Here is a 22774-nt window from a genome sequence, read left to right as displayed (position 1 = left end):
CGCCTAAACTGGAACCATGACTGAGGCCCTGACCCCCCGCTCTGCCGTGCTCGCCGAGAAGCTGTTCGCCGAAGGTCTGCTCCCTGCGGACGGACCGGCGGAAGGCAGCCTGGAGTCCGGCCCGGCAGTGTCTCCGGACGTCCCCGGCGCAAACGATGTCGAGGCAGCCGTCCACGCCATCGCCGACCGCTCACGCCAAGCCGCCCGCCGGATGGCCCGCGCCAACCGGGCCTGGAAGGACCGCGGACTCCGCGCCATCGCCGCCGCCCTGCTGGAACGGAAATCCGGAATCCTCGCCGCCAACGCCAAGGACGTCGCGGCCGGCAAAGCCAACGGCACGTCGGCGGCGATGCTGGACCGCCTCACCCTCACGGACGCCCGCATCCAGGGCCTCGCCGCCGCGCTGGAAAACCTCGCCAACCTCCCGGATCCCGTGGGCAACGTGGTCCGCGGCCAGACCCTGCCCAACGGGCTGCGCCTGCGCCAGGTCAACGTGCCCATGGGCGTTGTTGCCGCCATTTACGAGGCGCGGCCCAACGTCACCGTGGATATCGCCGGGCTGGGGCTCAAGAGCGGCAACGCCGTCGTCCTCCGCGGCGGCACCGCCGCCGCTGCCACCAACGCCGCCCTGGTCACGGTGCTACGGGACGCCCTCGATTCGGTGGGCCTTCCCGCCGACGCCGTGCAGAGTGTGGACCAGTACGGCCGCGAAGGCGCCAACGCCCTGATGCGTGCCCGCGGACGGGTGGACGTCCTGATTCCCCGGGGCGGCCGCGAACTGATCCAGTCCGTCGTGACAAACGCCAAGGTTCCCGTGATCGAGACCGGCGAAGGCAACGTGCACATCTTCCTCGACGCCTCGGCGGACCAGGAGATGGCCGTGGAGATCCTGCTGAACGCCAAGACCCAGCGGCCCAGTGTCTGCAACACTGTGGAAACCCTGCTGGTCCACTCCGCCTCGACCGTGCTGCCGGCCGTCGCCGCAGCCCTGCGCGCAAAGGGCGTCACGCTTCACACAGACGAACGGATCCGGGCCGCACTGCCGGCTTCAGTCGATTCCGTCCCCGCTACCGATGAGGACTGGGCCACCGAATACATGGACCTGGACCTCGCCGTGGCGATGGTGGACAGCCTGGATGACGCCGTCAAGCACATCCGCACGTGGTCCACCGGGCACACCGAAGCGATCCTCACCAATGACCTCGGCAACGCTGAGCGCTTCATCGCCGAGGTGGATTCCGCCGCGGTGATCGTGAACGCCTCCACCCGTTTCACCGACGGCGGCGAGCTGGGACTGGGTGCCGAGGTGGGCATTTCCACCCAGAAGCTGCACGCCCGCGGCCCGATGGGGCTGACGGAACTGACCACCACCAAGTGGATCGTCCAGGGCGAGGGCCAGATCAGGGCCTAGTAACGCTGTAACATGGAACAGAAGTCCGGAACGGCGGGAGTACCCGCCGTCGTCACATCTTAAATTCACTAGGGGAGAACATGCTGTCGCAGCAGATCGCCACCATCGTCGCCGCCGCCGGCGAATCAGGCCACGAGGAACTGGCGCCGCTTATCGCCCCGCCGTTCGTGATCGGCGGCATCATGTTCGCCATCCTGATGATCATGCTGTTCATCACGCTGTCCTACTCCAACCTGGGCAAGCGCCACGAAGTTGTCGAGGAGCACGCGGACCCGCACCGCCAGCACCCGAACAAGCACGATCACGGCCAAGGGCACTAATATTTCCGCCACCGGGAAGCAGCGCGGCGCCAAGCGCCGCCTGCGTCTGGGTGTGATGGGTGGCACGTTTGATCCCATCCATCACGGCCACCTTGTCGCGGCCAGCGAGGTCGCGGCCAAGTTCGACTTGGACGAAGTGGTCTTCGTGCCTACCGGGCAGCCGTGGCAGAAGATGAGCAAAAAGGTCAGTGAGGCCGAGCACCGGTACCTCATGACCGTGATCGCAACGGCCTCGAACCCCCGTTTCACTGTCAGCAGGGTTGACGTGGACCGGCCGGGGCCGACGTACACGATCGATACCCTCCGGGACCTGCACACACTGCGCCCCGATGCGGACCTGTTCTTCATCACCGGAGCCGACGCCCTGGCCCAGATCCTGTCATGGAAAGACATCGACGAACTGTGGTCACTCGCGCACTTCGTCGGCGTCACCCGGCCGGGCCACGTGCTGGACGGGATGGGCCGCAAGGATGTCAGCCTCCTCGAGGTTCCCGCCATGGCGATCTCCTCGACGGACTGCCGCACCAGGGTGGCCGCGGGGAACCCCGTCTGGTACCTCGTGCCGGACGGTGTGGTCCAGTACATCGCCAAATACGGACTGTACGGGGGAGATCCGGAGACCGGAGACACCTCCGCCGGCAACGGCGCCGCACGCTATGACCGAAGAACCGAGATAGCCCAACCCGCCAGCACCGAATGAGTTTGCAATGAGTCAGGAACAGCCACCAATCCGCAGCCGCCGCGAATTGCGACAGGCCAGAGATGAACGCCTGGAGGCGGACCAGGACGCCGGCACCCCGGGTGCCGGCGCGGTTCCCCCTGCCTCAAACGTTCCGGCCTCGAAGGATCCTGCCCCGAAGAATCCCGGCTCCGGAAATGCGCGGCCGGCCGACGTAGTGGACCCCGGCGAGCCCACCGAGGCCGAGATCACCGGCCGCCGCCGCATTCCGGGCCCCGCCGACGCCGTGCGCAGCACCACCGGTTCCGAACGGTCCTCCCAGGTTCGCGCCCGTGACCGGGCCACGCTGCGCACCATCAAGGAACTGGCCGAAAAAGAGGGCAACCTCGCCGGCGGCGGACCGCCCACCCGGCGCCAGCTCCGGCTGATGCAGCTGGCGGCCGAAACAGCCCCGGCCACTGCCGCAAACATGATTGTGCCTGCGTCGCCACGCACGCGGGCCACACCGGTTGTGTCCCAGCCCGGGGGAGCCCGGCCCGGTGTCGAGTCCGCTCCCGCCGACGGCACCTCGCGCCAGAAGTCAGAGGACGGCCAGAAGTCAAAGGACGGCCAGCAGTCCGACGGCGGCGTCAGGGCTCCGGGCGGTCAGGGTCCCGAGGGAATGACCGTGGAGCAGGCTTTGGCCGCACGCGAACTCCTGGCCCAGCAGGCCCAAAACCAGCTGGCCAAGATGGAACACATCAACGCCACGGATCCCGACGCCGTCGATCCGGCCGTTCTGGCGGAACAGATCGCCCTCGCCGAACGGGCCGCCGTGCTGAACCGCCGCGCCGCCGCCAAACAGAAGCTGGCCGAGCAGAACAGCAAGCCGGAGCCCGTGCGGAACGATCCCACCACGGTCAACAACCTGGCCATGGTCACACCCCTGGAGTTTGTCCAGGTCCCCGGCGTGGAGCGGCCCGTCATGAAGCGCCCTGCCACGACCCACGTACCGGTCGCCACCAACCCGGGCCCCCGGGTTGAACAGCCCCGGAAGTCCGGCACCCGCCGTCCGGCGCCGTCCCGCCAGCGGAATGCGGCATCCTCAGACGGACGCGGCGGGGTGCTGGCCCGTGCCGAGGCTGCTGCCAAGGCCGCCTCCGCACCCCAGGCCACGTCAGCTTCGGTGGCGGCGAACCCCTCGGCCCAGCCGGAGGAGGACTTCACCGGCAGGATGCCCGTCGCCGCGAATGCCGCCAACGGGCTCGAGCCCTTGGATGCCGCCACCGCCGGACTCGGCCGGGCTCGCCGGTTGCGCCTCGTGCAACTGGTGGTGCTCATCCTCGGCGTGATGGCGCTGATCGCCGGCATCACCCTCATTGTTACCGGCCTTTCCGGCTAGGCAAGCATCGTTCCCGGCCCTGCTGTCCTGGCAGTTGGCCGCTCCACGCATTTTCAACACCACAAGCTTTTCACCCAACAACTTTTCACTTAATAAGGAGTCCCGTGACTGCAACAGAATCATCCATCGCCACAGCCCGCCACGCCGCCCGCGCCGCCGCGGAGAAACTGGCCGAGGACATCATCGCCATGGACGTCAGCGAACGGTTGGCCCTGGCCGACATCTTCCTGATTGCCTCGGCGCCGTCCGAGCGCCAGGTTAACGCCATCGTGGACGGCATCGAAGACGAACTTTCCAAGTTCGACCTCAAGCCGATCCGCCGCGAAGGACGCTCCGGGGGCCGCTGGGTCCTGCTGGACTACGGCGACATCGTCATCCACGTCCAGCACGAGGAAGACCGCGTGTTCTACGCCCTGGAACGCCTCTGGAAGGACTGCCCCGTCGTGGACCTGCAGCTCGGGGACGACGCGTCCGCGAAGGCAGCAGCAACCTCCGAATCGGAGTAGCGGCCAGGCGGGAAAAACGGAATATGCCCGATTTGGAATTTTCCGAAAGGCTGTTCTAAGATATTTGAGTTGCTTCGGAGAGATCCAGACAAAGAGCCGGAGCCGAAAGCGCAAGCTGACGGAGTCGGAGCAACGAAAATTCGGGGCTGTGGCGCAGCTGGTAGCGCACCTGCATGGCATGCAGGGGGTCAGGGGTTCGAGTCCCCTCAGCTCCACCGGATAATCCGCCGGAATCGAAAGATTCCGGCGGATTTTTTTGTGCGGATTTCTGGCCGCAACCGAGATTTTGGCCGGCAAACAGGTCGCCCGCGCAGGTTTTCTCCGGCATGTGCCACGCGTGGGTATATTAGGGCGGATCGGCGTCGCGCATTCGCCCTGATCTGCCCACGTGGTGAGGGTGTCGGCGCGCTGGGGTGTCCGCCTGGGCAGCTGCGGTCCGGGGGCACTTTGACACGGACACGCCGGGATTAGCGGACCCAAGGGCCGGAATCGGGTCCAAAGGCGCCCCGGACGGCGAACGAGGGGTGTCCGGCGTTCCCGCTCCCGACCCGGTGTTGCCTCGGCCCGGAAAATGTCCACCTACCGGAGCTTTTGCCAGGTGTGGGCGTGCCGATTCGCGTCAACCGGAAATGTAGATTAAGATAATCAGGTTGCTTCAGGGAAAACGGTCCTTCACAGGAAAGATTCCCAGGCAAAGTTCGGGGCTGTGGCGCAGCTGGTAGCGCACCTGCATGGCATGCAGGGGGTCAGGGGTTCGAGTCCCCTCAGCTCCACCGAAGAGGTCCTGCTCATTGAGCAGGGCCTCCTTTGTTTTGGCGGCCTTTGTCTGGCCGCCAACCCGACTTTCCGGTGCCCGTGTGGTGTCAGTGCCAGTCGGACGCGCGGCCCGCGAACCTGGTCAATTGCCGGATCGGCGGGCTCTCCGGGACTGCCGCCACTCCCGCCAGGCGCCCGTGGACCATAGAGCCCACACCACCAGGACGGGCTGGAAGAGCAGGCGGATCCCGCGGCTCTGGTCCGAGTTAAGGCCGAACGAGTCGGTGCCCGTGGCGAACTGCGAGATGTTGCCCGGGAAGATTGCCACGAAGAACGCAGCAACAACCCAGCCGAGCGCCGGCCGCCGCCTGAGCAGCAGCAAACCCAGCCCCAGGCCGATTTCAACCAGCCCGGAGGCAACCACCACGAAGTTCACGTCCAGCGGCAGCCAGGGCGGCACCTGGGCGTAAAACGCCTCACGGCTCCACGTCAGGTGGCTGACACCGGCCAGGATGAGGAACCCGCCCAGCAGCAGCCGGCCCGCGGTCCGAAATCCCGAGCGCAGCCGGGACTCCGCGGCTAGGGACGGCACCGGCTGGTGGGGTGGATGAGGGTGCGATGGAAGGCCGTGGGACGGCACCGGGCCCGGCTCCGCACCGGGGGACTGGACTGGGCTGTCGGCCATAAGGCACCGCCTTCGCTCGGGGAACCCAGCTTAGCAATCGGGCCCGACCATCCCTTCGTGCGTCCGCTCGACTAAAGTTGGGGACGTGAATGAGACGCTGCCCCCGTGCCCCGAATGCTCCAGCGAGTACACGTACCAGATGGGGGCGCTCCTGGTCTGCCCGGAGTGCGCGCATGAGTGGTCGGCCGCCGTCGGGCAGGAGTCCGGTGAGCAGGAAGCGAAGCCGATCAAGGACGCCGTCGGGAACATCCTCGCCGACGGGGACACCGTCACGGTGGTCAAAGACCTCAAGATCAAGGGCAGCTCCACTGTCATCAAGGTGGGCACCAAGGTCCGCGGGATCCGGCTGGTGAGCGGCGTCGGCGACCACGACATCGACTGCAAGGTGGACGGAGTCGGTCCCATGCAGCTCAAATCCAGCGTGGTCAAGAAGATCTGACCAGCATGTCCGCAGGGATGGACGGCCGGGCCCGGTCCGCCGACGTCGTGGTGATCGGTGCGGGCCAGGCCGGACTCTCCGCCGCCTACCACCTGCAGCGCCGGGGCTTTGTCCCGGCAGGGACCCCGGCGGAGGGCCGGAATTCTTCCGGGCCGGTCAGGAAATACATCGTCCTCGACGCCGAGGACGGACCTGGCGGGGCGTGGCGCCACCGCTGGAAGAGCCTCCTCATGGCCACCGTGAACGGCATCAGCGACCTGCCCGGTATCCCACAGCCGGCGGTCGACCCGGAAGAAGCCAGCTCAAGCTTCCTGGCCCGCTACTTCGGCGGCTACGAACAGGAACTGGGGCTGGCCATCGAACGGCCGGTCAAAGTCCGGTGCGTCTCGGCGGAGGACCACGACGCCGGCGGGCGGCTCCGGATCGCCACGTCAGGAGGCGACTGGTCGGCCCGCGCTGTCATCAACGCTACCGGCACCTGGACCAGGCCGTTTTGGCCGATCTACCCGGGCCGGGCGTCCTTCCGCGGACGGCAGCTGCATGTTGCCGACTACGTCTCGGCGGAGGAGTTCCGCGGCCGGCACGTAGTGGTGGTGGGCGGTGGTATCTCCGCCGTCGGGCTGCTGGACGAGATTTCCCGGGTCACCACCACCAGCTGGTTCACCCGCCGGGAACCGGTCTGGCGGGACGCCGCGTTCGACCGGCAGGCCGGGCACGACGCCGTTGCCCTCGTCGAGGAGCGCGTGCGGCAGGGCCTGCCGCCGCAAAGCGTCGTCGCTGTGACGGGCCTGATCTGGACTCCTGCCCTGCGCGCGGCCGCTGCCCGGGGTGTGCTGGAGCGCCACCCCATGTTCACCGGCATCGAACCCGGGGGAGTGCGGATGGCGGACGGGAGTTTCCTGCCCGCCGATGTGATCCTCTGGGCCACGGGATTCCGGGCCGAGCTTGAACACCTTGCCCCGCTGCACCTGCGCGGCCCCGGCGGCGGGATCGCCATGGACGGCACCCAGGTGGCGGCCGAGCCGCGGGTCCATCTGGTCGGTTATGGGCCGTCCTCGTCCACGATCGGCGCCAACCGGGCCGGGCGGGCGGCGGTGGCGGGCATCCTGCGTTTATTCGGGGAGCAGGATAAGTTTGCAGGGAAACCCAATTTCCGGGCCTGAACACCCCGGCTCACACCTGACTCACAAAAGGCGGCAGCTCGCGCGTGGCGGACAACACTCTTGATTCCCTCTTCTCCCGGCTGGGCAGGTTCCCGGACGTGGAGGCGGCCAACCTGCAGGCCTGGGACGCCACGGACAAACTCCTCCTGGACACCGCCGCGGACTTGCTCGCTGCCGGATCCCTCCACCCCGGCAGCCGTCTCGCCGTCGTGGGGGACCGGTACGGTGCGCTGACCCTCGGCGCCCTTGCGCTCGGTGGCTTCAACCCCGACGCCAACACCGACGCCGATGCCGCCCCCAACCCTAACGCCAACAGCGACGCCCCCGGCAGCGGGACCCGTCCGGTGCGCGTGCATCAGGACCTCATCACCGGTGAGCGGGCGCTCCGCCACAACGCCGCGACGCTGGGAATCACCGGCGGCTTTGAACAGCACCCACTGGGACCGGGGCTCCTGTCGGGGGCCACCATCGTGCTCCTCCAGCTGCCCAAGTCCCTCGCGGAACTGGACGAGATCGCCGACGCCGTCGCCCGCCACGCCGACCCCGGCGTCGTACTCCTGGCCGGCGGCCGGGTCAAACACATGAGCCTGGGCATGAACGCCGTGCTGGAGCGCCACTTCCGCGAGGTCCAGCCCCAGCACGCCCGGCAGAAATCCCGTGTCCTGCTGGCCCGCGGACCTCAGCCCGCCACGGGCGCCCCGCCGTTCCCCGTCACCGCACTCAACGCCGAGCTGGACCTGACCGTCGTCGCGCGGGGCGCCGTGTTCGCCGGCACCGGGCTGGATATCGGCACCCGGTTCCTGCTGGAGTTCCTGCCCCGGATGCCGCAGGCACGGCACGCCATCGACTTGGGCTGCGGCACCGGGATCCTTGCGGCCATGTACGCCCGCGCGAACCCCGGCTCCCGGGTCACGGCCACCGACCAGTCCGCCGCCGCCGTCGACTCGGCCAGGGCAACGGCGGCGGCCAACGGCCTCGCCGGTCAGGTCGTGGCACTCCAGGACGACGCCATGGGCTCGCTGCCGGATGCCAGCGCCGATTTGATCCTGCTCAACCCGCCGTTCCACGTTGGAGCGACGGTTCATGCCGGCGCCGGCGTCAAGCTGATCGAGGCGGCCGGGCGGGTCCTCGCACCGGGCGGGGAGCTTTGGACGGTCTTCAACAGCCATCTCCACTACCAGCCCGCACTGCAGCGGCTGGTCGGTCCCACCCGGGAAGTCGGCCGGAACCCGAAATTCACGGTGACCGCCAGCACCCGAAAATCTTCCGATGTGTGAAGCGGGCGTGTGGGCGGTCACACCCGCGTAACGTACGATTCAGAAATAAGCAGCGCGTGGCCAAAGACGTTTAGGGGTTACCAGTGACTGAGATCCGCCAGCCCTCACCGAGGCGCGGAACCAACTTGCCCCGCATGGGGGACTTCAACCTCACGGTAATCCTCGATGCCATCCGGCGCTCCCCGGCCGGCCTCAGTCGCGTGGAGCTGGCCCAGATCGTTGGGCTGTCCCCGCAGACGATTTCCAATATCTCCCGCCGGCTGCTGGACCAGGACCTGATCTACGAGGCCGGTAAGGAAGGCACCGGACCGGGCAAGCCCCGGACCATGCTCAGGCTCAAGGCATCCGGCATGTACGCCGTGGGGGTCCATCTGGACCCGGCAGTGACCACGTTCGTGGTGCTGGACCTGGTGGGCGCCGTGGTCAAGCATTCGCGGATCAAGACCCCCGGCGGCAACCACCCCGGGGCCGTCATTGACACCATCGCCGCCGAAATCAAGCTGCTCATCGCGGATTCGGGCGTTGACCCGTCCAAGATCGCCGGCCTGGGGATCGCCTCGCCCGGTCCGATCGACCTCGAGGAGGGCACGGTAGTGGACCCTCCGCTACTGCTCGGCTGGGACCGGGTGCCGCTCCGCGACGCCCTGTCCGCGGCCACCGGGCTGTCCACCATCGTGGACAAGGACGTAACCAGTGCAGCCGTGGCGGAGACCTGGGCGGGCGGCCCCAGCGGCGCCGGCAGCTTCGTTTTTATGTACATGGGCACCGGAATCGGCTGCGGGATCGTACTGAATGACGAGGTAGTGCGCGGCACGTCGGGCAACGCGGGGGAGATCGGCCACATCATCGTTGATCCCGACGGCGACCCCTGCGACTGCGGCCTGCGCGGCTGCGTCAAGTCCACCAGCATTCCCCAGGTGCTGGTGGCCCGCGCCGTCGAAGCCGGCGTCCTGGACGGCCCCCTCGAGGCCGTGACCGGGCCCGCCATCCAGGAGAGCTTCGCCGCGCTGTGCGCCGCCGCCGCGGCCGGCGACCCCAAGGCAGCGGAGATCATCGACCACTCCGCCGTCCTGGTGGCCCGTGCAGTCTCCACCATCACCAATGCATTGGACGTGGACCGTGTGGTGTTCGGCGGGCCCTTCTGGACCTGCCTCTCGCAGCGCTATCTGGAACGGGTCCCGGCGCTGGTCCGGGAAGGCAGCGCCACCCGGAAGATCCACGAAATCGAGGTGGTCGGCACCGGCGTCGGCGAGGACGTCGGCGCGATCGGCGCCGCCTGCCTCGTGCTGGAGCACACGCTGGCACCCCGCTCGCAGCGCCTCCTGCTGGAGGGTTAGGGCCCGACGGCGGGCCGCCGGAGGCCAGCGCCGGCCGGGGCCGGGGACACTGGCGTCAGTCGATGTCCTCGACGACGGTCCCGAAGGGGATCGACTCGTCTATGTGCGCCTGGTGGCCGGTGGGGCCGTGGTTGTAGGACACCTTGACACCGTGCGCTTTGTCCGCCGCAGACTGCATGAGGATGGGCCGGACCGTGTTAATGAAACTCTCGCTCTTACCGGCGAGATACTCCTGGTAACTGGCTGGAAGCTGGATCATGGCAAAAGAATAGTCCCGCGCGGGCACAAAGGGGAGGGCTCCCCGTACCCGGAATACCGGGCTCCAAAGCGGGCACTCTCCGGACGCGGAACCGGCCCTGCGGCGAACAATATTCTGTCCCGACCCGAAATATGCCGTAAAGGCGCGTCTTAATTCGGACCCGGACTTGATCCGCCTCCCGGACGGCCCGTAGAGTCTTATCCAAGTTACCTCAGTAACGTGTCAGCGATCCTCCGCTCACGGTCAGCCCCACGGCGGCCCAGGAGGGTGTGGGTGCCCCCATGTGGGCCTGACATTTGCTCACGGACAACTTCGTATCAGGCGTAACAGTCGCGGCTGCGTCCTGCCGGAGTGTGCTCCGTGTTCCCCAAACTCAACTCACCGTCGGCACCCGTTTCCGGGCAAAGCCGTCAGTGCTCACAGCCAAGGACGCAAATGTCTCCACCAAGCCTTATTGACACCCACCCAAATCTTGCCGGCACGGCCCCCGTCGCGCTGTCCTATGAGCTCTTCCCGCCGCGGTCGCCCGCTGCAGCGGAATCGCTCTGGACCACCATCGGCGAACTGGAAAGCACGGACCCGGACTACGTCTCCGTCACCTACGGCGCCAGCGGCTCCAACCGGGACACCGCCGTCGAGCTCATCAACCGCCTCGTCCAGGAAACCACCCTGCGGCCGCTGGCACACCTGACTTGCGTGGGGAACTCGCCGCAGGAGCTCGCCGAGATCATCGGCGAACTGCTCGACGTCGGCGTGCGCGGCATCCTGGCCCTGCGCGGTGACCAGCCCAAGGACGGCGGCGTCCCGCCCGAGGGTTCACTGCGCTACGCCCAGGACCTGATCGAGCTCATCCGCCGCGTAGAACAGCGCCGCTCCGCGCTGCTGTGCGCCGGCAAGGTGGCCGTCGGCGTCGCCGCGTACCCCACGCGGCACCCGGAGTCCCCGAATGAGGCGCACGACGTCGAGGTGCTGCTGGCCAAGCAGCGCTCCGGCGCCGACTTCGCCATCACCCAGGTCTTCTTCCACACCGAGCAGTACGCGGACCTCCTGACCCGGGCACGCCGGGCCGGCGTCACCATCCCGATCATCCCCGGCGTCATGCCGCTGACCAGCATCCGCCGGCTCACCCGCCTCGGCGAGCTGACCGGCGTCGAACCGGACCCGGAACTCATCGACCGGCTCGCCGCCGCCGATTCCGACGCCGAACGCACCCGGATCGGGGTCGGCGCCACCGTGGATTTGGCCAACGCGGCCCTGGATGCCGGCGCCCCCGGACTGCACCTCTACACCTTCAACGAACACACGGCCGCCCTGGACGTGCTGGACAAACTCGCCCTGGCCCGCCCTCAACGAGGCAATCGGAACAGTGGCAACCGGCACAGCGGCAACCGGCACAGCAGCAGCAGGCCCGCAGCCGGCCGCCGCCAGCTCGCCAGCTGACCTCCCCACCAACACTTAGGACTTCCCATGACTGAACAGAACACGCTCACCCCCACCCCGTTCCCGGCCGCCTCGATCCTGGGCTACCCGCGCATCGGCCGCCGCCGCGAACTCAAGAAGGCCGTGGAGGCCTACTGGGCCGGCAAGATCGACGCCGCCGCCCTGGACGCCGCCGCCAAGGAGATCCAGCTCGGCACCGCCAAGCGCCTCCAGGGCCTGGGCCTCACCGAGGCCGCCGCCGTTCCCGGCACGTTCTCCTACTACGACCAGGTCCTCGACGCCGCCGCCCACCTCGGCGCCGTACCGGCCCGCTTCGGCAACCTCCTGGACGCCGACGGCCAGCTCGACATCGACGGCTACTTCACCCTGGCCCGCGGCAACAAGGACCAGCAGCCACTGGAAATGACCAAGTGGTTCGACACCAACTACCACTACCTCGTCCCGGAAATCGGACCGGAGAGCAGCTTCACGCTGACCTCCAACCGCATCGTCGAGGAGTTCGAATACGCCCTCGCCAAGGGCATTGAGACCCGCCCGTACATCGTCGGCCCGGTCACCTTCCTGCTGCTGAGCAAGGCCTCCGACGGCGCCCCTGCAGGCTTCAGCCCGCTGTCCCGCCTCGAGGACGTCCTCCCCGTCTACACGGCGCTCCTGGAGAAGCTGGCCGCCGCCGGCGCCGGCTGGGTCCAGCTGGACGAGCCCGCCCTCGTGGTGGACCAGGACACCCCCGCCGGCGAAATCCAGGCCGCTGTCGCCCGCTCCTACGAGGTGCTCTCCGCTGCCGCCGCGCGTCCGCAGCTGTTCGTCTCCACCCCCTACGGCGCCCTCAACGGTCAGCTGGGAACCCTCGCCGCAACCGGCATCGACGCCCTGCACCTGGACGTCTTCAAGGGCGAGGTTCCCTCCGCCGCGGCCCTGGCCGCACTGGGCAACACGACCCTGGTTGCCGGCGTCGTGGACGGCCACAACATCTGGCGCAACGATCTTGCCGTCTCCGCGGCCAAGATCGCCGAGCTGCAGAAGTCCGTCGCCAGGCTGGCCGTCAGCACCTCCACCTCCACCCAGCACGTCCCGCACGACGTCGAGGAGGAGGTCCAGCTCTCCGCGCAGCTGCGCAGCTGGCTCGCGTTCGCGGACCAGAAGGCCACCGAGGTTGTCACCCTCGCCGGCCTGCTTACGGACCCGGCAACTGGTGTTCAATCAAGGGATGTGCAGCCGGCCATCGATGAAGCCACCCGCGTCATCGCCTCCCGCGCCGCCGCCGACGGCGTCCGCCGCGCCGAGGTCCGGAACCGCACCGCCGCCCTGACCGGGGCCGACTTCAGCCGCTCCGACTACGCGCTCCGCGAGGCCGCACAGACCGAAGCCCTGCACCTGCCGCCGCTGCCCACCACCACCATCGGGTCCTTCCCGCAGACCGGCGAAATCCGTACCGCCCGGGCCCGCGCCAACAAGGGCGAACTCAGCACCGAGCAGTACCAGCAGCTCATGAAGGACGAGATCAAGCGGGTCGTGGCGCTGCAGGAAGAGCTGGGCTTCGACGTCCTGGTCCATGGCGAGCCCGAGCGCAACGACATGGTCCAGTACTTCGCCGAGAACCTCGAAGGCTTCGACGTCACGGTGCACGGCTGGGTCCAGTCCTACGGCTCCCGCTGCACCCGCCCGTCGATCCTGTGGGGCGACGTCACCCGCAGCGCCCCCATCACGGTGGAGTGGGCCCGGTACGCGCAGTCCCTGACCAGCAAGCCGATGAAGGGCATGCTCACCGGTCCGGTCACGATCCTCGCCTGGTCTTTCGTCCGCGACGACCAGCCGCTCGGCGAGACCGCCAACCAGGTTGCCCTGGCCCTCCGCGACGAAATCGCCGACCTGGAAGCCGCCGGCATCAAGGTCATCCAGGTGGACGAGCCCGCCCTGCGCGAGCTCCTGCCGCTGCGCAAGGCCGATCAGGCCGCGTACCTGGACTGGTCCGTGAAGTCGTTCCGGCTCGCCACCGCCGGCGCCGCGGACGCCACCCAGGTCCACACGCACCTGTGCTACTCGGAGTTCGGCGCCATCATCGACGCAATCGACGGCCTCGACGCCGACGTCACCTCGATCGAGGCCGCCCGCTCCCGCATGGAAGTGGTCCACGACCTCGAATCCCACGGCTTCGGCCGCGGCGTCGGCCCGGGCGTTTACGACATCCACTCGCCGCGTGTCCCGGGTGAGCAGGAAGTCACCGAACTGCTCAACACCGCCGTCAAGCACGTCCCGTCCCGCCAGCTCTGGGTCAACCCGGACTGCGGCTTGAAGACCCGCGGTTACGCCGAGACCGAAGAGTCCCTGCGCAACCTAGTCACGGCCACCCGGACGGTCCGCGCCGGACTTTTGGAAGCCGCCAAGTAGCCGGCACCCGAACCGACGACGGCGGCCGGCCACCCCTGAAGGGTGACCGGCCGCCGTCGTACGTTCTCATCATCGATTGCTGAGTAAGCGCCGTTTTGAGGGTTAAAAGGGCGGCTGCGGAGCAATGGATTCAGGAGACCCAGAGGATCTCGTCATCCACCACTCCGTCCTCGTCCGCGGACGCCACCAGCACCTCGTCAGTGAAGTGCGAACCGAGGGTGAAGTCCAGGACGAAATAGCGTTCCGGCTGGCCGGGGAAGATGCCCACGTGGCCCAGCTTCAGGGCCTTGAGGAACACAGCGTCGGTGAGCTGGCTCTTGTCCTCGACGCCGAACACTGTCCGCAGGTGCTCATCCTTGATGGCGTTGCAGTGGAAGTGCCGGTACTCCTGGGGGCTGGTGCCGTCCTGCTCCAGTTCCTCGGCGATCATTTCCCGGACCTGGTCCACGAGTTCGGGCAGGAAGCGCAGCCGGTAGTCAACCTTGTGCATCGCCGCTTCGTCGAAGTGGTCATGCGCATTGACATTCAGGTCAAGCTCCACGATCTGGCCCGCCAGCTCATGCTTTGCGGTGAGATTGTGATCCCTCCCGTGGTTGAGCTCGACCTCTCCGAAGTGCTTGCTCGCTACCTTGTTCATATCTTCAACATAGTCCTCAAAACCGGCCCGTTCCAGCATTCCGTTGTCCTTTGTCTGGCGGACTCACCATCTGCTGGGTGTGGCGTCGCCTCGATCAGGTACGTCCTGAACGTCCTGGGACGCCCGGGGGTCATGGTCCACGACGTCGTCCACATCGGCGATGAGCACTCCGTCCGCCTCGGCGTTTTCAACCTGCAGGGCCAGTTGGGAGGCGTGCCGCGGATGCGGCGCGCTGGCCATGAGGGTGTCCACCGCGGCGGTCGAGGGTTCCGGGCTGGGCAGGATCTCCTCGGGGACCGCCGCCCCCGCGGGCGCGCCGCGGCGCCGCAGCATCTGCATCCAGCGTGGGGTGCCTCCGAGGATGCCGTTTTCGGCGAGTTCCTCCACTTCGAGCCCGTAGAAATCACCGATGTGGTCGACCAATTGCGCACGGCGGGCTTTTTCGTACGCCCGGCGCTCACGGCTGAACGCGATGTAGGTGGACCAGCAGATGAGCAGCATAACGACGCTGAACGGCAGGGCGATGATGATCGCCGCGGTCTGCAGCGCCACGAGGCCGCCGGAGAGCAGTAGCGAAATGGCCAGGATGGCTGTGATGAAAACAAAGAAGGTGCGGATGCGCTTCTTCGGATTCACCTGGCCGCCGGTGGCGATCATGCCCATCACCAGGGCGCCGGAGTCGGAGGAGGTGATAAAGAAAATAGCGATCAGCAGAATCACACCGACTGTCAGGACCGGGGTGCCGGGGATGAAGTTGAGCATGTTGAACAGGGCGCTGGAGACGTCGACGCTGCCGTCTGCCTCCAGCAGCGTCCCGGTGCCGCTGAGTTCGATGGCGAGGGCTGTACCGCCGAGCACACTGAACCACAGGATGCCGATGAGCGTAGGCACCAGGATTACGCCGGCCACAAACTGTCGAACGGTCCGGCCCCGGGAGATGCGCGCAATGAAAATGCCGACGAACGGGGCCCACGAGATCCACCAACCCCAGTAGAACGAGGTCCAGGACGCCTGCCATGACGCACCGGCCTCCCCGGAGAACGCGTTGACGTTGAAGGACAGGGACACGAAGTTCTGGATGTATGCGCCCATCGATTGCACGAACTCACGCAGCAGGAAGGTCGACGGGCCAAAGACGAGCAAATAAACGACCAGCAGTCCGGCCAGGACCAGATTGATGGAGGAAAGCCACTTCATGCCCTTGGTCAGTCCGGAGAGGACGGACAACAGGACGAAGAAGGAAATGATGAGGATGATGGCGATTTCCGAACCGCGGCTTGCCTGGACCAGGTTGATGCTTTCCAGCCCGGCGCTGATCTGCAGGACGCCAAGTCCCAGCGAGGTGGCTACGCCGAAGAGGGTGCCGACCAAGGCGACGACGTCGATGGCGTTGCCCCAGGAGCCTTGGACGCGCTTGCCGAGAAGCGGCTCAAGCGCCCACCGGATGGAGACCGGCCGCTTGCGGCGGTGGATCGCGTAGGCGAGGGCCAGCCCGATCACCACATAGATGGACCAGGCGTGCACCCCCCAATGCAGATAAGTCTGGCTGAGCGCCTGCTGGGCCAGTTCCGGAGGTGTGCCGCTGACTCCGGGGCGGGGGCTCGCGAAGTGGCTCAGCGGCTCGCTGACACCGTAGAAGACCAGGCCGATGCCCATGCCGGCAGCGAACAGCAGCGCAAACCATGCCAGGAGGGAAAACTCGGGTTCGTCGTCGTCATGGCCGAGCTTGATATCACCAAAACGGCTGAAGCCCAGGAAAAGGCTGAAGACAACAAAGAACGCTGTAATGAGGACGTAGTACCAGTTGAAGGAGTTCACGATATTCGCCTGGACGGTGCTGAACATCGCCTCGGCGGTCTTGGGAGCCAGCAGTGCGAACAATGCGAAGATGGTCACAAGCACGGCGGCCGGCCAGAAGACCCACCGTTCGACTATCCGGGGTCTAGTAATTTCAGCCATCTCTTCAGCGTACCGGCCGGACTCTGGCTGGAATACGGGTTGGATCCGGGAAACGGTGCGGGGGTGCACACCGCCCCGGTACATTGAGTTCATGCAACCTGCTTCTGACGCCGTCGACCGCGCCCGTGAACTCTATGACAGCGGAGTGACCCGCCCCCTGGCCTGGCGGCTGGAGCAGCTTGGCAGCCTGCGCCGGATGCTGGCCGAGCGCCGCACAGAGTTCGCCGAAGCACTGCGCGCCGACCTGGGCAAGCACGCCACCGAGTCCCTGCTGACGGAAATCGGCTTTGTCACGGCCGAAGCCGCGCACCTGGAAAAGAACCTCGAGGCCTGGCTGCGGCCGCGTCCGGTCGCTGTGCCGCTCGCTGTCCAGCCGGCCAAAGCGTGGACCGAACTGACCCCGCTGGGGGTCGTGCTGGTGATCGGCCCGTGGAACTATCCTCTGCAGCTGCTGCTCGCCCCGCTGGCCGGTGCGCTCGCGGCCGGCAACACTGTGGTACTCAAGCCGAGCGAACACGCCCCCGCCACCTCGGCGGCAATGGCGCGCTGGATTCCGGAGTATCTGGCAGGCGCGGCCGAGGTGGTCCAGGGCGGCATCCCGGAAACCGCGGCCCTGCTGGGCCAGCGCTTTGACCACATCTTCTTCACCGGTGGGGAAACCGCGGCCAAGGCGGTGCTGCGCGCGGCGGCAGAGAACCTGACGCCGGTCACCCTGGAACTGGGCGGCAAATCACCGGCCTACGTGGACTCGTCCACAGACCTGGCCAGGGCAGCCAAACGGCTCGCGTGGGGCCGGTTCATGAACGCCGGCCAGACCTGCGTGGCGCCCGACTACATCCTGGCCACCGAGGACGTGCTGGTGCCGCTGGAGCGCGAGCTGGTCAAAGCGATCGGCGCGCTCTTCGGTCCGGACTCGGCCCGCAGCGGCTCCTACGGCAGGATCGTCAACGACCGCCACTTCCAACGGATTGCCGCCCTCGCCGACGGCAGCACCGTGGTCCACGGCGGCGAACGGGACGCCGCGAGCCGCCACTTCGCCCCGACCCTGCTCCGGCCCGCCACCGGGGACACTGTCATGGGGGAGGAGATCTTCGGGCCGCTGCTCCCGCTGGTCCCGGTGGCCGGCCGGGATGAGGCCATCCGGATGATCAACGACGGCGCCAAGCCGCTGGCGCTGTACGTGTTCAGTAACGACGCCGGCACGCGCCGGGCGTTCGCGGAACGCACCTCGTCGGGAGCGCTCTGCTTCGACGTCCCGGCCGCGCACCTGATGGTCCCGGGCCTGCCGTTCGGAGGGGTCGGCGGCAGCGGCATGGGCGCCTACCACGGTGAGCACTCGCTCCGGACGTTCTCCCATGAACGGTCCACCCTGGCCAAGCCCCAGCGGCCGGACACCCTGGAACTGATCTACCCGCCCTACAGCCCAGCCAAACACCGGATCATCAGCGCGCTCGCCGGGATGGGCACGGGACTCCGCCGGCGGCTGCGCCGCCGCTGATTCGGCGCTGATTGCCCTTAGCGGGCGACGCCCTGTTTCGGGGTGGAGGAGTTGAAGGTGTCGGCCAGGAGTTCGACGAAAAGCTGGACCTGCGCCGTCTGTTTTTCATTGATCAGCAAGGCAAAGACGTTGCGTGCCAGCCGGATCTCGGGGACATCCAGCACCACCACGCCGGCCGGTCGGTGCAGCAGCGCCAGCTCGGGAACCAGGGCCGCGCCCAGTCCCGCCGCCGCCATCTCGAGGCTGGCATGGAAGTCATCGCTGTAGGCGACCACCCGCGGGTGCAGGTTGCAGCTGGCAAAGAGCCGCTCGATCACGGTGGCGTCCGAGGTGCCGGGGTGGTGCACAATCCACGGCATGTCGGAGAGGTGGTCCGCCGCCACCTTTGAATCCGTGCCGATGCCCCAGGCCGCCGGCAGCACCACCCGGAAGTCGTCGTCGCCGATCCACTGCCGGTTGACGGTGTGCGGCCATGCGAGGCCCGATTGCCCCACCTGGTACACGAGGGCGACGTCAAGCTCGCCGCCGGTGCGCAGGCCCTGGATGGTCTGGGCCGGTTCCGCCACGGAAACCCGCAGGTCGATGCCGAGTTTCTTCCACGCCGGGTTCCCCAAAAGCCGCGGCAGCACATAGGTGGCCAGGCTGGGGAAGATGCCCAGCCGGAGTTCCTGCCGCGCGGGATCCCCGGTGCGGGAGGCCGCCGCCATCAGCGCCTCGATGTCCGTGAGGACCTTGGCCGCGTGCCGGGTCATCACCAACGCCGCTTCGGTGGGCTGGATGCTGCGGGCCGATCGCTGGAACAGTTCGACGCCGGTGTCCCGCTCCAGCGCCGCCATCTGCTGGGAGACCGCCGACGCCGTGTAGCCGAGCCGCGTGGCGGCCGCCGCGAAAGAGCCGAGCCTGGTCACTTCGACAAGGGTCCGCAGATGAACGGGGTTGATCAAAGGTTTGCCCTTCGCGTGTTCCGGTGAGGCGGGACCGCAATCCCGCTTCATTCTGGCACATTGGAGAAAAGCGAATTGCTGAAAAGTCGCACACATCCGTCAGCCCCGCGGCGACGAATTGCCCATAAGACGATTCACCAGGACGATTCCGGCAGAGCCAACAGGAGCAGACCAGTGTCAGATGCAGCAGGATTTCCCCCGGGCCGGCGAGTAGCTGTGATCGGCAGCGGCGTGGCGGGCCTGACCGCCGCGTACGTGCTGAACCGGCAGGACACTGTGACCCTCTTCGAAGCGGACGCACGGCTGGGCGGCCACGCCCACACCCACGACGTCAGGCAGGCCGGCGGTCCCATGCTGGGGATCGACACTGGCTTCATCGTCCACAACGAACGGACGTACCCCACGCTCCTGCGGCTCTTCGCCGAACTGGGCATTGAGACGCAGGACTCCGAAATGAGCATGTCCGTCCGATGCGACGGCTGCGGGCTGGAGTACGCCGGGGCCCGGGCCAAGGGCCGCGGCATCCTTCCGCGGCCCTCCACCGTGCTGCGCGGACGCTACCTGCTGATGCTCCTCGAGGTGATGCGCTTCTACCGCAGGGCCCGCGCCTTGCTTGCCGAGGAAGCGAAAGCCGGGGCGCCGGAGCTCACATTGGGGGAGTTCCTGGCCCGGGAGAAGTTCAGCAGCTACTTCATCTCGCACTTCATGACCCCCGTGGTGAGCGCGGTCTGGTCCTGCGATCCCACCACGGCGCTGGCTTACCCGGCACGCTACCTCTTCACCTTCCTGGGACACCACGGGCTGCTCGGGGTCTCCGGTTCACCGCAGTGGCGCACCGTCACCGGCGGCTCGCGCACCTATGTGGACAGGGTCGCCGCCACCCTGCCGGATATCCGACTGTCCAGCCCGGTCACCGGAGTGCGCCGCCACAAGCACGGTGTGGAGCTGACCACGACCACCCGTACGGGAACAGTGTCCACCGAAAACTTCGATGCCGTGGTCATCGCCACCCACCCGGCCCAGGCCCTGGACATGCTCACCGACGCCTCGCCGGCCGAGCGCGAGGCCCTGGCCGGCATGCCGTACTCGGTCAACCACACGGTCTTCCACCGCGATGCCGCCGTTCTGCCGTCCAGCGACAACGCCAAGGCGTCCTGGAACTACCGGCTGCCGTCCTGCGACGCCCGGCCGGACAAGGTCCTGGTCAGCTACGACATGACCCGGCTGCAGCGGCTGGCCCCCGTGGACCTGGGGCGCTACATTGTCAGCCTGGGCGAATCCGAGCTGATTGGGGACGACACCGTGATTGAGCGCATGGTCTACGAGCACCCGCAGTACACCCCGGATTCCCTGAAGGCCCAGCAGAGGATCCTGACGCTCGGCGATGACCGGCTGGCCTTCGCCGGCGCCTACCACGGCTGGGGGTTCCACGAGGACGGCGCCCTGTCCGGCGTCAAGGCAGCGGAGCGGCTCGGTCGCACGTGGGATGACCCCGCCGTCGTGCTCAACGAGGAGTACCGCGCCGTCGCCGTCGATCCCGACCTGCAGTCCGTGCCCGCGGAGGGCTCATGAACACATCGGCTGCCATCTACCGCACGTCCATCGCGCATGTGCGCCGCACCCCGTTGCACAACGCCTTCACCTACCGCAGCTACAGCTGGTACGTCGACGTCGATGCCCTCCCCAGCCTCCCGCGCTGGCTGGCCCCGCTGGCCGGCTTCTCCGTGGCGGACCACCTGGGCGACCCGGACGGGACACTGCGCGGCAACGTCGAGCGCTACCTTGCCACCCAGGGCATCACGCTCGACGGCGGCCGGATCACCATGCTGGCCAGCGCCCGGGTCTTCGGACATGTCTTCAACCCGCTGAGCCTGTTCTGGTGCCACGACCCCGCGGGCGGGCTGCGCTGCGTCATCGCAGAGGTCCACAACACCTATGGGGAGCGGCACTGCTACCTCCTGGAGACCGACGACGCCGGCCGGGCCACCGTCCCGAAGGCGTTCTACGTCTCCCCGTTCAACGACGTCGAAGGCCGGTACCGGATGAAGCTTCCGGAACCCGCAGAGCGGCTCGCCGTCTCGATCGTCCTGGAGCGGGAGGGGCAGAAGCCCTTCGTCGCAACTGTGGACGGCGTCCGCCGCGAAGCCACCGTGCCGAACATCCTGGCGGCGGCGCTCGCCGTCCCGCTGGCGCCGCTGCGTGTCGCAGCGCAGATCCGCTGGCAGGGAATCAAACTCTGGGCACGTAAGTTGCCCGTCGTCAAAAGACCACACCACCCCTCACAGGAGGCAGTCCAGTGACCATGACCGAAGCGACCGGACCCCACACGGCGCAGACGAACCCGGCCCAGACGAACCCGGCCCAGACGATTGCCCAGGCGAACCCGGGTGTGCCCTACACGGTGCCGCAGCCGCCCGCAGCCATCGACGCCGCCGTCTGGCCCAGCGTTGCCACCGTGCCTTCGAGCTTCAAGGCCCGGTTGGCAGGCCGGGCCGCGGATGCCATCTTCCGCGCCGCCGTGCGCCGCCTTCCGCTGGAGGTGCGCTACCCCGACGGCACAGTTCTGGGCAGGGCCGCGTCCGGCCAGGCCGAACCGGGCCAGGTTTTCCCGGTCATGACCATGAACCGTCCGGAGGCTTTCGCCGCCCGGCTCGGCGACGGCGGGCTGATCGGCCTGGGGGAGTCCTACATGGCCGGGGACTGGGACGCCGATGACCTCACGGCGGTGATGGAAGTCTTCGCCGCACGGGTGGGGACCCTGGTGCCGGAGCCGCTGCAGAAACTGCGCGGTCTCTACCTTCCGCGCACCCCGCGCACGGAACGGAACACGGAGCAGAACACCCGCTCCAACATCTCCCGGCACTACGACCTGTCCAACGAACTCTTCGCGACGTTCCTTGACAACACCATGACGTATTCCAGCGCCCTCTTCCCGGAGAGCGGCGATGCGCTGCGGAACGTTGCCTGGGACGGCCTGGCTGCCGCGCAGCAGGCGAAGATCGACCGGCTGCTGGACAGGGCCGGCGTCACTGAGGGGACGCGCGTACTTGAAATCGGCACCGGCTGGGGCGAGCTGGCCCTCCGCGCCGCGGCCCGCGGGGCGACTGTCTACTCCGTGACGCTGTCCAGCGAGCAGCAGGAACTGGCCCGGCAGCGCGTAGCCGAGGCCGGCTACGCCGACGCCGTCACGATCGAACTCAAGGACTACCGCGCCGTGGAGGGCGAGTTCGACGCCGTTGTCTCGGTCGAGATGATCGAGGCGGTCGGCTACGAGTACTGGGCCACGTACTTCCAGACAATCGAGCGGGTCCTGGCCCCCGGCGGCAAGGTGGCCATCCAGGCCATCACCATCGGCCACGACCGGCTGATCGCCACCCGGACCAGCTACACCTGGGTGCACAAGTACATCTTCCCCGGCGGCGTCATCCCATCGGTCCGGGCCATCGAGGAGATCACCGAGAAGCAGACCGGGCTCCGGGTCCGTGAACGCCTCGCCATGGGCGAGCATTACGCCCAGACACTGCGGCTCTGGGAGGAGCGTTTTATGGGCCGCGCCGACGATGTCAGGGCCCTCGGTTTTGACGAGGTCTTCCAGCGGATGTGGCTGTTCTACCTTTGCTACTCCCGCGCCGGGTTCGAGACCGGCTACCTTGATGTGCAGCAGATCGTGCTGGACAAGGCCGCAAGCAGGTAGA

The 22774-nt window shown here is 67.6% G+C and carries 20 protein-coding genes and 2 tRNA genes; 17 read left to right on the top strand and 5 right to left on the bottom strand.

The window, feature by feature from the left end:
- The first annotated feature begins 16 nt into the window (after positions 1-16).
- The 7 genes from FS787_RS02340 to FS787_RS02310 all read left to right on the top strand — a co-directional run bounded on the left by FS787_RS02340 (position 17) and on the right by FS787_RS02310 (position 5070).
- Complete coding sequence (locus FS787_RS02340) at positions 17-1411, top strand: glutamate-5-semialdehyde dehydrogenase (RefSeq protein ID WP_144670696.1); 1395 nt, start codon at positions 17-19, stop codon at positions 1409-1411.
- Positions 1412-1491: 80 nt separating this feature from the next.
- The gene (locus tag FS787_RS02335) at positions 1492-1731 is read left to right on the top strand and encodes a hypothetical protein (protein ID WP_144670694.1); all 240 of its coding nucleotides are present in this window, start codon (positions 1492-1494) and stop codon (positions 1729-1731) included.
- Positions 1732-1786: 55 nt separating this feature from the next.
- Complete coding sequence (gene nadD, locus FS787_RS02330; RefSeq protein WP_260982360.1) at positions 1787-2431, top strand: nicotinate-nucleotide adenylyltransferase; 645 nt, start codon at positions 1787-1789, stop codon at positions 2429-2431.
- 7 nt (positions 2432-2438) lie between these two features.
- Positions 2439-3791 carry a hypothetical protein gene (locus tag FS787_RS02325; protein WP_144670690.1) on the top strand — a complete coding sequence of 451 codons (1353 nt, stop codon included), beginning with the start codon at positions 2439-2441 and terminating at the stop codon, positions 3789-3791.
- A gap of 104 nt (positions 3792-3895) precedes the next feature.
- The gene (gene rsfS / locus FS787_RS02320; RefSeq protein ID WP_144670688.1) at positions 3896-4297 is read left to right on the top strand and encodes a ribosome silencing factor; all 402 of its coding nucleotides are present in this window, start codon (positions 3896-3898) and stop codon (positions 4295-4297) included.
- 142 nt (positions 4298-4439) lie between these two features.
- Positions 4440-4512, top strand: a tRNA-Ala gene (locus tag FS787_RS02315).
- A 485-nt stretch (positions 4513-4997) separates the two neighbouring features.
- A tRNA-Ala gene (locus tag FS787_RS02310) sits at positions 4998-5070 on the top strand.
- A 125-nt stretch (positions 5071-5195) separates the two neighbouring features.
- Here the strand turns inward: FS787_RS02310 and FS787_RS02305 are convergent.
- Positions 5196-5645: a DoxX family membrane protein gene (locus FS787_RS02305; protein WP_260982359.1), complete on the bottom strand. Its 450-nt coding sequence runs from the start codon at positions 5643-5645 to the stop codon at positions 5196-5198.
- 178 nt (positions 5646-5823) lie between these two features.
- On the opposite strand from FS787_RS02305, the gene FS787_RS02300 reads away from it, so the two are divergent.
- From FS787_RS02300 to FS787_RS02285, 4 genes are all read left to right on the top strand, one after another.
- The gene (locus tag FS787_RS02300) at positions 5824-6177 is read left to right on the top strand and encodes a zinc ribbon domain-containing protein YjdM (RefSeq protein WP_144670684.1); all 354 of its coding nucleotides are present in this window, start codon (positions 5824-5826) and stop codon (positions 6175-6177) included.
- Between the two features lie 5 nt (positions 6178-6182).
- Positions 6183-7340 carry an NAD(P)-binding domain-containing protein gene (locus FS787_RS02295; RefSeq protein ID WP_260982358.1) on the top strand — a complete coding sequence of 386 codons (1158 nt, stop codon included), beginning with the start codon at positions 6183-6185 and terminating at the stop codon, positions 7338-7340.
- Positions 7341-7384: 44 nt separating this feature from the next.
- Entirely contained in the window at positions 7385-8617 is a 1233-nt protein-coding gene (locus FS787_RS02290; protein WP_144670682.1) for a class I SAM-dependent methyltransferase, read from the top strand.
- 83 nt (positions 8618-8700) lie between these two features.
- Positions 8701-9954: an ROK family transcriptional regulator gene (locus FS787_RS02285; protein ID WP_260982357.1), complete on the top strand. Its 1254-nt coding sequence runs from the start codon at positions 8701-8703 to the stop codon at positions 9952-9954.
- Between the two features lie 55 nt (positions 9955-10009).
- On the opposite strand, the gene FS787_RS02280 is transcribed toward FS787_RS02285, so the two are convergent.
- Complete coding sequence (locus tag FS787_RS02280) at positions 10010-10213, bottom strand: hypothetical protein (protein ID WP_144670680.1); 204 nt, start codon at positions 10211-10213, stop codon at positions 10010-10012.
- 435 nt (positions 10214-10648) lie between these two features.
- Between FS787_RS02280 and FS787_RS02275 the strand changes: the two genes are divergently transcribed.
- Complete coding sequence (locus FS787_RS02275; protein WP_144670678.1) at positions 10649-11653, top strand: methylenetetrahydrofolate reductase; 1005 nt, start codon at positions 10649-10651, stop codon at positions 11651-11653.
- Positions 11654-11680: 27 nt separating this feature from the next.
- Positions 11681-14041, top strand: coding sequence for a 5-methyltetrahydropteroyltriglutamate--homocysteine S-methyltransferase (gene metE, locus FS787_RS02270; RefSeq protein ID WP_144670676.1), 2361 nt, complete (start codon positions 11681-11683; stop codon positions 14039-14041).
- A 130-nt stretch (positions 14042-14171) separates the two neighbouring features.
- On the opposite strand, the gene FS787_RS02265 is transcribed toward metE, so the two are convergent.
- Both FS787_RS02265 and FS787_RS02260 read right to left on the bottom strand, forming a co-directional pair.
- Positions 14172-14678, bottom strand: coding sequence for a DUF2004 domain-containing protein (locus FS787_RS02265; protein WP_144671860.1), 507 nt, complete (start codon positions 14676-14678; stop codon positions 14172-14174).
- Between the two features lie 63 nt (positions 14679-14741).
- Complete coding sequence (locus FS787_RS02260; protein WP_144670674.1) at positions 14742-16637, bottom strand: BCCT family transporter; 1896 nt, start codon at positions 16635-16637, stop codon at positions 14742-14744.
- 91 nt (positions 16638-16728) lie between these two features.
- On the opposite strand from FS787_RS02260, the gene FS787_RS02255 reads away from it, so the two are divergent.
- The gene (locus FS787_RS02255) at positions 16729-18135 is read left to right on the top strand and encodes an aldehyde dehydrogenase family protein (RefSeq protein ID WP_144670672.1); all 1407 of its coding nucleotides are present in this window, start codon (positions 16729-16731) and stop codon (positions 18133-18135) included.
- Positions 18136-18152: 17 nt separating this feature from the next.
- Here FS787_RS02255 and FS787_RS02250 read toward each other — a convergent pair whose 3' ends face one another.
- Entirely contained in the window at positions 18153-19079 is a 927-nt protein-coding gene (locus FS787_RS02250; RefSeq protein ID WP_144670670.1) for a LysR family transcriptional regulator, read from the bottom strand.
- Positions 19080-19253: 174 nt separating this feature from the next.
- Between FS787_RS02250 and FS787_RS02245 the strand changes: the two genes are divergently transcribed.
- From FS787_RS02245 to FS787_RS02235, 3 genes are read left to right on the top strand one after another with little or no spacing between them, the layout of a single operon-like run.
- Positions 19254-20651, top strand: coding sequence for an NAD(P)/FAD-dependent oxidoreductase (locus FS787_RS02245; RefSeq protein WP_144670668.1), 1398 nt, complete (start codon positions 19254-19256; stop codon positions 20649-20651).
- The gene (locus FS787_RS02240; RefSeq protein WP_144670666.1) at positions 20648-21379 is read left to right on the top strand and encodes a DUF1365 domain-containing protein; all 732 of its coding nucleotides are present in this window, start codon (positions 20648-20650) and stop codon (positions 21377-21379) included. Before FS787_RS02245 ends, FS787_RS02240 begins: the two co-directional genes overlap by 4 nt.
- Entirely contained in the window at positions 21376-22773 is a 1398-nt protein-coding gene (locus FS787_RS02235) for a class I SAM-dependent methyltransferase (protein ID WP_260982356.1), read from the top strand. Before FS787_RS02240 ends, FS787_RS02235 begins: the two co-directional genes overlap by 4 nt.
- Position 22774: the final 1 nt, after the last annotated feature.

The organism is Arthrobacter sp. U41, from assembly GCF_007679325.1.
Taxonomy (GTDB): domain Bacteria; phylum Actinomycetota; class Actinomycetes; order Actinomycetales; family Micrococcaceae; genus Arthrobacter.
This window is presented reverse-complemented; position numbering and strand designations above follow the sequence as displayed.